Consider the following 10,144-nt stretch of genomic DNA (forward strand, 5'->3'; position numbering starts at 1 on the left):
CCGCAGCGAATGCTCCCTTCTGTCCGCACAGATGACCAACACGATTTTCTGACATGGCCTATTCTTTTCGTGGCTAGGGCGGTGGCGGTGCCGCCCGTTTCAGAAGATCAATCAGCGGGTCTGCCTCTGCAATCTCTAGCCGCACCGGCAGGGTGATCACCTTGTGGCGGAAACTGGCGGGCAGGCGCACAGCGTCCTTTTCGGTGGTGACCAGCTGCGCGTTCAGCGCCTTTGCATCGGATTCGAGCCGGGTCAGAAGCGCCGTTGGCAGGCTCTGGTGATCGTCCAGCGCCTCGGCTCGGGCCAGATCGGCGCCAAGAGTGCGCAATGTATCAAAGAACTTCTGCGGATAACCGATGCCGGCAAAGGCCAGAACCCGGGTGCCCTGCCAGGGCATACCGGTTTGCAAAGGCGCCAGATGGGCCGAGACATGCGGCAGATCACTCAGCGCCGCGCCCCAGAGGCGGGCGAACTTCTCCTGCGCCGCAGGAGCGCCGATGGACAAGACGGCATCGGCGCGCGCCAGACCTTCGGCCACCGGTTCGCGCAGCGGCCCGGCGGGCAGGCAGCGGCCATTGCCGAAGCCCCGTGCCGCATCCACCACCACCAGTGACAGATCCTTGGCCAGGCTTGGGTTCTGAAACCCGTCGTCCAGCAGGATCACCGTCGCCCCGGCAGCCGCAGCGGCGCGTGCTCCGGCGGCGCGGTCGCGGGCCACCCAGACATTGGCAAAGGCGGCCAGCAACAGCGGCTCATCCCCGGTTTGCGAGGCCTTGTGGCGGGCGGGAATGACCTCTTCGGGGCCAATCAGCGTGCCGCCATAGCCGCGGCTGACCACATGCGGGTCGTGCCCCATGGCGCGCAGGGTCTCGGTCAGCCAGATCACCGTCGGCGTCTTGCCGGTGCCTCCGGCATTGAGGTTGCCGACGCAGATCACCGGCACGGCGACCTTCGCTGGCGTGCCCTTGGCAAGCCGGGAGCGGGTCACCGCGCCATATAGACGGCCCAGCGGCGCCAGCAGGATGGCGCGCAGATCAAAGGCGCCGGGCGCCTTGTTCCAGAACTCAGGAGGCCGCATTACGCTCCTCCCTCAGATCGAGCAGATCCTGCACCCGGTCGATCAGCTGATCCGTCATCGCTGCGCCCTCTGTGACGGCTTCCCAACCTGCCAATGCCATTTCCGCCGCCATATCGGGGGCCGACAGGTGCAGTACCATTTCGGCCAACTCCTGGGGTGTGTAGATGCATTCGGCAGCACCGCAATTCGCCAGCTGGGCATAGATCTCCTGATGCCGCACGGTGCCGGGACCGTGCAGAATGGCCGAGCCGAGCGCGGCGGCGTCCAGCGGCGAATGACCCTCGCGGCCCCGGTGCAGGCTGCCCGCCATCAGGCAGACAGGCGCCAGCCGATACCAGAGGCCAAGGTCGTCCTTGTCCGCCAGCAGAACCTGCGTGTAATCGTCCGGTTCATCCCCGGCGTCCCAATCGGCATATTGCAGCCCGCTGTCCTTCAGGGCGGCGCGACATTCATTGAGGCCACCATAGCTGTCTGGTGACAGCACAAGGATCAGCCGGTGCAACAGCCGCAGAGCGATCCTGTGTGCCTCCAGCACCATCGGCAATTCGTCCGGGCGCACTTGCGCCGCCAGCCAGACGGGACGGCTGCCAAGCACCCCTTGCAACTCGGTCAGTTCCTCGTCGTTGCAGCCGGGCGGTGAGGTCGAGATCCGCAAACGTCCGGCCATCTGCAGCTTGTCCGGCGAAATGCCGGTGCGCTGCAACTGGCTCTGGACCTCGGCATCGGGAGTGAGGATCGCAGCGAAGCCATCCAGCATGCGGCGGCGCTGATCGGGCAGCCAACGGCTGGTGCGGCTCGGCAGTTCCTTCTCCGTCAGATCAACCAGCAGCGCGTCGATCCGTTGTTCGCGCATGTGCCGCAGCAGGACGCGGCGCAGCCGTCCGCCGGACCAGATGCAGAAATCCGGGCGCCAGAGGTTCAGGAAGGCGCGCACATCCGTCGGGCTGTCAGGGGGCAGGTGGCCAGCGGGGGTATCACAGCCTTCGGCCTCGGGCGGGGGCGCCATGTCCGGCTCCCAGGTGGCGAGAACCGACAGATCCGGCCGCGCCGTCTTAAGCCGGTTTCCGACATCGCAGAGGGCCATGTAGCGTTCGGTGCTGGTCGCATGCACCCACAGCACTTCCCCCTCCGGGCGCGGAGGCAGGTCAGTGCTGGGAACCGTCCTTGATACGGGGCGGGAGCTGCGGCTGGGCATATGGGGCGTCCAAAAATTCATCTGCGTGTCGCGGGCAACCGGTGTGGTCGGACCGTAACGTCCGGATCAGCTTGCAATGCCGGGGCCGTCGGGGTCCAGCGCCTCGATCAGCTCCTTATGCAGGGCCGGAGGTCCGGCCACCACCCCATTGAGCAATGGCACAGGATTGTTGAACCTCAGGTCCTGGCCCAGACGGTCGGTCGCCTGCCCGCCAGCCTCGCGCAGGATCAGATCGCCGGCGGCGATGTCCCATTCCCAACTGCGGCGCAGGGTCAGCATGGCACCGGCGCGCCCGTCTGCGACCTTGGCCATGCGATAGGCCAGCGACGGGCGATAGCTGCGGGTGAAACCGGGGGCATTGCGGGTACGCCAATGTTCGGCGGCGAGGTTGGGCCGCGCGGTCAGCACCTCGGCCAGCGCCAGATCGGTCAGCGAGGAGGCGCGGATCGGGGTGCCATTCCGGGCAGCTCCCTGTCCCTGCGCCGCGGTGTACATCAGACCGCGCTGCGGCAGGTAGATCACTGCGGCGGTGACCCGGCCCCGGGTGGCAATCGCGAGGGAATGCGCCCAGGTGCGCGAGCCTTCGGCAAAGGCGCGGGTGCCGTCTATGGGGTCGATGATGAAGACGCTGTCACGGCTTAACCGGTCGGCGCTGTCCTCGGTTTCTTCGGATAGCCAGCCATAATCAGGCCGCGCCTCGGGCAGCATCTCTTCCAGCAGCGCATTCACCGCCAGATCTGCCTCGGTCACCGGCCCCTGACCGCCGGGCTTGTCCCAGCGCCGCGCCGTTGGTCCGCTATAGCGGCTGGCGATCTCGCCCGCAGCCTCGGCGGCGGCGATCAGCAGTTCGAGATCCGTAAGGCCCTTTGCCTGCTCTTCTGTCTGGGCGTCGTCAATTGCCGGCAAGCGTCATCCCCTCGACCAGCAGCGATGGCACGACGCGGGACAGGTAGCTCCGCGCGTCATTGGCAGGCACGATCCGCATCAGCATGTCGCGCAGATTGCCCGCGATGGTGCATTCGTTCACCGGATAGGCGATTTCACCGTTCTCGATCCAGAACCCTGAGGCGCCGCGCGAGTAATCGCCGGTGTTGGGATTGATGGTTGAGCCGATCAGCGAGGTGACCAGCAGCCCGGTCCCCATGCCCGCAATTAGATCGGCGCGGCTTTGATCGCCTTGGGTCAGCGCCACGTTCCAGTTCGACGGCGACGGCACTGAGCCGATGCCACGGGCGGCGTTTGCGGTGCTTTCCATCCCCAGTTTGCGGGCCGAGGCCAGATCCAGCGTCCAGCCGGTCAGGGTGCCGTCCTCGACGATGGCGCGGCGGCGGGTGGCCAGACCTTCGCCGTCAAAGGGGCGCGAGCCTGCAATGCGGGGGCGGTGGGGATCCTCGATCACCGACAGAAGCGTGGGCAGCACCTGCTGTCCCAGACTGTCCTGCAGCCAAGAGGAGCCGCGTGCGATGGCAGCGCCATTCACGGCAGACAGAAGATGACCGACCAGCGATGCGGAAATCCGTTCGTCGAACAGCACCGGATAGGTGCCGGTCTTGGGCCTGCGTGCGTTCATCCGCGCCACGGTGCGTTCCCCGGCGGTGCGACCGATCTCTTCGGCGCTGCGCAGGTCGCTTTGATAGGTGCGGGAATCGCCGTCGTAATCACGCTCCATCCCGGTGCCGGTGCCCGCGATGCCGGTGCAGGAAATCGACCGGCCGGTGCGGGTGTAGCCGCCGGAAAACCCGTTCGAGGTCGCCAGATAGACTGAGCTGCGGCCATAGCCCGCGCCTGCGGATTGCACCTGGCTGATCCCGTCGATGGCCTGACAGGCGGCTTCGGCGGCCAGCGCATCCTCTTGCAGGGCGGCCGGGGCCGGATCGGCGGCGGGGTCGTTCAGATCCAGCGCCGCAAGGTCCCAGTCCTGCGCCAGCTGATCCGGTGCGGCAAGGCCGGTATAGGGGTCCTCGGGCGCCTCTCGGGCCATGGCCACGGCGCGTTCGGCCATGGCGGCAATGGTTTCGGGGCGGCTGTCGGAGGAGGAGACCAGCGCCTGACGCTGTCCCAGGAAGACGCGCAATCCCAGATCGGTGCCTTCGGAGCGTTCGGCATGCTCCAACCTGCCCTCGCGCACCTCGATGCTGAGGGAACTGCCTGCAGCGGCCATAGCATCGGCAGCATCCGCGCCTGCCTTGCGGGCGGCATTGATCAGGGCATGGCAAAGCGTCTCGGGGGTCTGGGTCATGGGCGTCTCGGGCCATCCTGTTGCTGCGGGTCGCCATAGAGCTAGCCAGAGGAACCCCCTGCTGCAAGGGCGCAGGGACAATTGCCGCAAGAAAAAGGGACCGCGCAAAGGCGGTCCCGTAAAGCGTTTTTGCTGTGGGTCAGCTTATTTGATGCGCTGGCCGTTGGCGAGGATCTTGCCGTCTTCGGAAATCTCGATCTTCGAGTTCAGCGTGTCTTCGCCTTCGCCGGGAACAGCCAGCATGCCCATCATCATCCGGGCGCCCATGGCGTCATCATCGCTCATCAGGCCCATTTCGATCAGCTTGTCCATCAGGGTGTTGGCACCGGTCAGCGACAGGTTCGCTTCGCCCGAGGGGGCCGGCATGCCGTCAAAGCTGGTCAGATCATCGTTGTTGAAGGCGAAATCACCGGTACCGGTCAGCTTGGCACCCGCTGCCGAGACCAGCAGCTCCTGGATGGTGACCGCGTTCAACTCACCCGGTGCGACCTCTCCATCCTCGACCTTTTCCATGGCTTCGGCATCGAAGACGTCGAACAACACCTTGCCCTTGCCGGTGAGGCTCAGCACGACGCTGGCCGGATCATGCGGCAGGGCGCCGGCCGGATCGACCATGCCCCAGAGCATTTCCGGAACCGCGAAGTCGCGCAGCGCCACGCCAAGCGCGAAGTCCTGTTCTTCCTCGGACTTGGCAAGGGGAATGGTGATGTTGAAACCAGCCTCGGCCATGCTGAGTGCCAGCGGGAAGGGAATATCCGATCCGGTGACGTTGAAGGCCATGTCCTTTTGCGTGACGTCATAGGTCAGTTTGCTTGCGTCCATCGCAACGCCAAAATTGCCGCCGCCCGAGGTGCTGTCAAAGGTCAGGCTGTCGCTGCCATCCTGAAAGGCAAAGGCAGAGGTGCCGCTGGTGTAGGAGAAATCGGTATCCAGACCAAAGCCGGCGGCCAGCAGCGCGGAGAAATCACCGCTCTTGTCCAGATCGGCCGGAACCGTGCTGGTGCCATGCGCCTGAAGCTGCTGCATCGCGCCGTTGAAGGAGGCGAAATCCTCGCTGTCCGGATCCTTGAAGCCAAGATCATAGCTCAGCGCTGAAGCGGTCCAGGTCTGATCGTAGCTGCGTACCCCGGCCAGCGACATGGTGGTTTTTGTCACCATGTCGGACAAGGATACGGTGCCCCGGATCGCATCCTGGGGGATGTCCTCGCCAGTGGCTTCCAGCCCGTCCAGCGTCATCGTCATCTCGCTGGTGGCATAGTCATAGGTCATGTTCTCGGAATCACCCGAGACCGTCACCGGCGTGCCGTCGTGGGTGATGATCAGATTTACCGTCAGCTTGTCATCATCTTCGCTGGCGCGCACGGTCAGCGGAAATTCCTTGGGCACCAGAATGCTGACGGTTCCGTCGCTATTCTCGGTGAATTTGATCTCGGGCATGCTGAGCCCGGCGGTCACGTCTTCTTCGTCGGGGATCGGCATCATCATCGACAGATCGGACACCGTCAGCGTGTCGCCCGACATGCTTTCGGTGGCGGTCACCTCGTAACCGGTACCGGTCATGTAGGATTTCCAGTCGGACCAGACGTCCTTGGCGCTGAGATCGGCCAGCGCCCCCTGGGCGGAAACAGTCAGAAGAAGAGCGGCGCCACAGCTGCGCGCGAGAAAAATGGACATGGGTGAAACCTTTCGTAGCAAGCGTTGGATACCATGGTCCGTCGCGGCGCCACCGGCGTCAAGGGGCCTGGGGCTGGACCGTTCCCCCTAGGGAGTTTACCACAGAGGGGAACCACTGTCGCGATACAGGTATTGGAGAGAAATCATATGGATATGCAGGGCAAGACGGTCGTCATCACAGGGGCCAGCCGCGGCATCGGAGCCGATGCAGCAAGGGTTTTCGCCGCCGCGGGGGCCAACCTGGCTCTGCTGGCGCGCAGCACCGATGCGCTGGGCGAACTGGTCGGGGAACTCGGCGGAAATGCGCTCGCTTTTGCCTGTGATGTGGCGGAACCAAGCGCGGTTGCGGCGGCGCTGGAAAAAGCACACGAGCATTTCGGCAGCCTTGATGTGCTGATCAACAACGCCGGGGTGATCGAACCGATCGCGCGTCTGGAAGAGGCTGATCCGGCGGCCTGGGGCAAGCTGATCGATATCAACATCAAGGGTGTGTTCAACGGCATCCGCGCGGCGCTGCCGCTGATGAAACCCGTCGGGGGCGGCACCATCATCACGGTGAGTTCCGGCGCTGCGCATAACCCGCTGGAGGCCTGGAGCGCCTATTGCACCTCAAAAGCCGGGGCTGCGATGCTGACTCGCGCCCTGCACCTGGAGGAAGGCGGCAACGGCATCCGCGCCATGGGCCTGTCGCCGGGCACCGTCGCGACCCAGATGCAGCGCGAGATCAAGGCCAGCGGCATCAACCGGGTGAGCGAGCTCGATTGGGAAGATCACATTCCCGCAGAATGGCCCGCCAAGGCGCTGTTGTGGATGTGCGGCAGCGATGCCGATGATTTCCTCGGCCAGGAGATTTCCCTGCGCGACGACGCGATCCGCCGCCGGGTGGGCCTGATATGATCAACCTAGAGATTTCGAATGAGGGTCTCTGGGTGGTGACGATCAACCGCCCGGACAAGGCGAACTCGCTGACGGGTGAGATGCTGACGGAACTGGCCGAGATCGCTGAACGCGCGGGCGAGGCGCGAGGCTTTATCCTGACCGGCACCGGCAAGGTATTCAGCGCCGGCGCCGATCTGGAGGCGGCGCGCGCGGGGCTTGCGACCTCGCCCCTGTGGGAGCGGCTGTCGGGCGCCATCGCGGCGCTGCCCTGCCTGACCATCGCGGCGCTGAACGGCACGCTGGCCGGGGGCGCCAACGGCATGGTGCTGGCCTGCGATATCCGCCTGGCGGTACCTTCGGCAAAATTCTTCTATCCGGTGATGAAGCTTGGCTACCTGCCGCAGCCTTCGGACCCGGCGCGCATGGTGGCGCTGATCGGTCCTGCCCGCACCAAGATGATTCTGGCCGCTGGTCAGAAGATCGAGGCCGAAGAGGCCTGTGCCTGGGGGCTGGTGGACCGGATCGTGGAGCCCGATGCCTTGATGGAGAGCGCCCGCGCCCTGCTGAGCGATGCCCTGGCCGCCAAGCCGGAGACTGCACGCGGTATTCTGGAGATGTGCCGCTAAGAGGGGCAGGGGCGGCTCCCGCCCGTCCTTGGGGCATTGATATGCCCCGCGTCCCGTTGGGCGTAGCGCCGCGCTGTCGCGCGGCGTTTTTCCTGCTGAGAGGCCCTGTTGAGGGCAGAAACTGCCTCAACAGGGCCATATCGAGTGTAGAGGCACCGTCACCGCCTCAAGGCGCTTTGCCCCTGCTGTGCAGGGTGGCCTGCGGCCAGCCTTGACCCGCTGTCGGTGCCGGAGCAGAGCCGGGGGCGCATCAACGCTTGCGTCGCTTTCCCGGTACGCGGGAGGAAAAGCCAGTTGGGCGTTTGCGGACCCAGGCGATGAAGCGGGCGAGGCGCGGATGGCTGCGCAGCGCGTCGATGGTGGCATAGTCGCGGGCCAGCTCGGCCTCGGTCAGGGCTGCGTGGATTTCGCGGTGGCAGATATGGTGTAGCAGCACGGTGGGGCCGCCCTTGCCACCTTTGAGTTTCGGGATCAGGTGGTGCAGGCTTTGCGGAACGTCCGCGGGGATGGGGCGGTTGCAGAGGGGACATATGGGTGTCGGGTTCGGCTCTGGCATCCTGACCTCTCGTCTTTGCGGCTGGACTGCATTAGATGCGGCGCAGATGGATGCGGGCAAGGGGCGGAAGGCGGAGTTTCATGGCGGGGCAATCGGAACAGTGGGATGCGGTGGTCATCGGCGGTGGGCCTGCGGGGTTGATGGCGGCTGAGGAACTGGCGCGCGCAGGCTATCGCGTACTGGTGGCCGAGGCCAAACCGTCGCTTGCGCGCAAGCTGTTGATGGCGGGGAAATCCGGCCTGAACCTGACCAAGGATGAAACCTTCAAGGACTTGATCGAACACTATGGTGCCGCGCGGGACTGGCTTGCACCCATGGTGAGGGCATTTGATGCGGGCGCCGTGCAGGACTGGGCACGGGGACTGGGGCGCGATCTGTTCACCGGCTCCACTGGGCGGGTGTTTCCCAGGGAAATGAAAGCCTCGCCGTTGCTGCGCGCCTGGCTGGCGCGGCTGGAGGAGTTGGGCGTTGCCCGCCGCACCCGCTGGCGCTGGACTGGTTGGGAGGGGAACTGCCTGAGTTTTGAGACGCCCGAAGGGGTGGTGCGGCTGCGCGCAGGGGCAACGGTTCTGGCGCTGGGCGGTGCAGGCTGGGCGCGGCTCGGCTCGGACGGGGCCTGGGCGGAGTTGCTGGCGGCGCGAGATGTGGCGTTGGCGCCCTTCAAACCTGCCAATGCCGGGCTGGTGGTGGATTGGTCTCATCACATGGCGGCGCATTTCGGCGTTCCACTGAAAGGGATTGCACTGCGCGCGGGGGCGCTGTCTTCGCGCGGGGAGGCGGTGATCTCTGCTCGCGGTTTGGAAGGGGGCGGAATCTACGCCATTTGCGCGGCGGTGCGGGAGGGCGCGGATTTGACGCTGGACCTGCTGCCGGATCTGACCGTGGAAGAGGTGACGCGCAGACTGACGCGCCCGCGTGGCAAGGCGAGCCTTGCCAATCATCTGCGCAAGGCGCTGAAACTGACGCCTGCGCAGATCGCGCTGATGCAGGAATTTGCCCGGCCGCTGCCGCAGGAGCCATCAGAGCTTGCGGCGCGGATCAAGTCCCTGCCGGTGCGTCACCAAGGTCTGCGCTCGATGGATGAGGCGATTTCGACCGCCGGGGGCGTCTGCCACGAGGCGCTGGATGTGGGGCTAATGCTGAAAGAAATCCCCGGCACCTTTTGCGCCGGGGAGATGCTGGATTGGGAGGCGCCCACGGGGGGCTACCTTCTGACGGCCTGTCTTGCCACCGGGCGCTGGGCCGGACGTGGCGCGGTCGATTACTTGGCCAGCGCTGCGGTGCGCTGAAAGGCGTCGCGGCTGCGCACGGTCTTGGAATAGTCGAGCAGGGCACGGCTTTCGACCGGGAACTTGGCGCCATAGGCCCAGTTCAGGCAATGCACGCAGATGATATCGGCGATGGTGAACGCGTCCCCCATCAGGTAGGGGCCGGTCAGGCGCGCTTCGAGCCGGGCGATGTTGCGCTCGAACTCCCAGCGCAGGCTGTCCTTGATTTCGGGCACGCGCTGCTCTTCGGGCAGGGCAAAGCTGTGGCGGGCTGCGGTCCAGAGCACGGCGTCGATTTCATCCAGGATCTGATGGGTGACGGCATCCTGTTTGGCGCGGGCCATGGTCCCTGCGGGCGCGGTGAGCGCGCCGTGCTTGTCCGCCAGATAGGTGATGATGGCGGTGGAATCGGTGATCACCTCGCCGTCTTCGACCAGCGCTGGCACCTTGCCCGAGGGGTTCACGGCGACAATGTCAGCGCTGTGCGGGGCGGCGGTGTTCAGATCATAGGGTTGGCCCAGTTCTTCGAGCGTCCAGATCACGCGGAAGGCGCGGGTCATCGGTTTGCCGATCACGGTGTACATAGGTTTCTCTCCCTCAGGTTTTGCTGCGCATCAGATGCGCGCAGC

The 10,144-nt window shown here is 65.4% G+C and carries 10 protein-coding genes; 3 read left to right on the forward strand and 7 right to left on the reverse strand.

Annotated elements, in window-relative coordinates; genetic code table 11:
• Positions 1–73: 73 nt before the first annotated feature.
• From lpxK to AAFO90_RS01020, 5 genes are all read right to left on the reverse strand, one after another.
• Positions 74–1,078 (reverse strand): tetraacyldisaccharide 4'-kinase, encoded by a 1,005-nt coding sequence (gene lpxK / locus AAFO90_RS01000; protein ID WP_347508207.1) that lies wholly within the window; start codon positions 1,076–1,078, stop codon positions 74–76.
• Complete coding sequence (locus AAFO90_RS01005; protein WP_347508208.1) at positions 1,065–2,198, reverse strand: glycosyltransferase N-terminal domain-containing protein; 1,134 nt, start codon at positions 2,196–2,198, stop codon at positions 1,065–1,067. Before AAFO90_RS01005 ends, lpxK begins: the two co-directional genes overlap by 14 nt.
• Before the next feature lie 141 nt (positions 2,199–2,339).
• Positions 2,340–3,179 (reverse strand): 3'(2'),5'-bisphosphate nucleotidase CysQ, encoded by an 840-nt coding sequence (locus AAFO90_RS01010; protein WP_347508209.1) that lies wholly within the window; start codon positions 3,177–3,179, stop codon positions 2,340–2,342.
• Positions 3,166–4,512 carry a TldD/PmbA family protein gene (locus AAFO90_RS01015; protein ID WP_347508210.1) on the reverse strand — a complete coding sequence of 449 codons (1,347 nt, stop codon included), beginning with the start codon at positions 4,510–4,512 and terminating at the stop codon, positions 3,166–3,168. Before AAFO90_RS01015 ends, AAFO90_RS01010 begins: the two co-directional genes overlap by 14 nt.
• A gap of 144 nt (positions 4,513–4,656) precedes the next feature.
• Positions 4,657–6,186, reverse strand: coding sequence for a DUF2125 domain-containing protein (locus AAFO90_RS01020; protein WP_274829895.1), 1,530 nt, complete (start codon positions 6,184–6,186; stop codon positions 4,657–4,659).
• A 147-nt stretch (positions 6,187–6,333) separates the two neighbouring features.
• Between AAFO90_RS01020 and AAFO90_RS01025 the strand changes: the two genes are divergently transcribed.
• Entirely contained in the window at positions 6,334–7,083 is a 750-nt protein-coding gene (locus AAFO90_RS01025; RefSeq protein WP_347508211.1) for an SDR family oxidoreductase, read from the forward strand.
• On the forward strand, positions 7,080–7,691 hold the full coding sequence (locus tag AAFO90_RS01030; RefSeq protein WP_347508212.1) for an enoyl-CoA hydratase/isomerase family protein: 612 nt from the start codon (positions 7,080–7,082) through the stop codon (positions 7,689–7,691). Before AAFO90_RS01025 ends, AAFO90_RS01030 begins: the two co-directional genes overlap by 4 nt.
• A gap of 250 nt (positions 7,692–7,941) precedes the next feature.
• Here the strand turns inward: AAFO90_RS01030 and AAFO90_RS01035 are convergent, their stop codons facing one another.
• Positions 7,942–8,247, reverse strand: a complete 306-nt coding sequence (locus AAFO90_RS01035; protein WP_347508213.1) for an HNH endonuclease — start codon at positions 8,245–8,247, stop codon at positions 7,942–7,944.
• Positions 8,248–8,327: 80 nt separating this feature from the next.
• Between AAFO90_RS01035 and AAFO90_RS01040 the strand changes: the two genes are divergently transcribed.
• Positions 8,328–9,536: a TIGR03862 family flavoprotein gene (locus AAFO90_RS01040; RefSeq protein WP_347508214.1), complete on the forward strand. Its 1,209-nt coding sequence runs from the start codon at positions 8,328–8,330 to the stop codon at positions 9,534–9,536.
• Here the strand turns inward: AAFO90_RS01040 and AAFO90_RS01045 are convergent.
• Positions 9,509–10,099, reverse strand: a complete 591-nt coding sequence (locus tag AAFO90_RS01045) for a glutathione S-transferase family protein (protein WP_347508215.1) — start codon at positions 10,097–10,099, stop codon at positions 9,509–9,511. The genes AAFO90_RS01040 and AAFO90_RS01045 overlap by 28 nt on opposite strands.
• Positions 10,100–10,144 lie beyond the last annotated feature (45 nt).

This window comes from Phaeobacter sp. CAU 1743 (genome assembly GCF_039839315.1).
GTDB classification, from domain to species: Bacteria; Pseudomonadota; Alphaproteobacteria; order Rhodobacterales; family Rhodobacteraceae; genus Phycobacter; species Phycobacter gallaeciensis_A.